Raw genomic sequence first — 420 nt, forward strand, 5'->3', positions numbered from 1 at the left:
CTTGCGCATATTAACTAGTTGCCCACAATATGAAAAAAACACTACTAATATTAATAATTCTAACTTTGAACTCCTGTTTTATGTTCAAAGAAAACGGAATTGAAATGAAAATAAAAAACAACTCAAACGAAACAATAACTAATGTAGAATTTACTACAACAGAAAAGTTGGAAATAATAAAAATTGACAAAATTGAACCGAATGAAAGCGTGACTGAATTTCTCTCTATGAGGAAAAATAAAACAGACGGAGCTTACTCGCTGACTTTTAATCGTTCGAATGGGAAAAAGGAAATAAGTGGTGGAGGATATTATACAAACGGTGGCTCACTTGATCATTTGGTTGACTTTATTGTAGAAAATGACACAACAATTGTGAAATTTGACGGACCTATTTACTGAAAAATACTGTGGGCAACAC

1 protein-coding gene is annotated in these 420 nt (G+C 31.9%); it reads left to right on the top strand.

Annotated features, from left to right (window positions below; all coding sequences use genetic code 11):
• The first annotated feature begins 80 nt into the window (after window positions 1-80).
• The gene (locus IU405_RS01160; protein ID WP_197436795.1) at window positions 81-401 is read left to right on the top strand and encodes a hypothetical protein; all 321 of its coding nucleotides are present in this window, start codon (window positions 81-83) and stop codon (window positions 399-401) included.
• Window positions 402-420: the final 19 nt, after the last annotated feature.

Source organism: Polaribacter sp. BAL334 (genome assembly GCF_015767435.1).
In the GTDB taxonomy this organism is placed as follows: Bacteria; Bacteroidota; Bacteroidia; order Flavobacteriales; family Flavobacteriaceae; genus Polaribacter.

Excerpts from the sequence above, each read along its gene's own strand:
- IU405_RS01160 (WP_197436795.1), top strand. The coding sequence starts at position 81 with ATGTTCAAAGAAAACGGAATTGAAATGAAAATAAAAAACAACTCAAAC.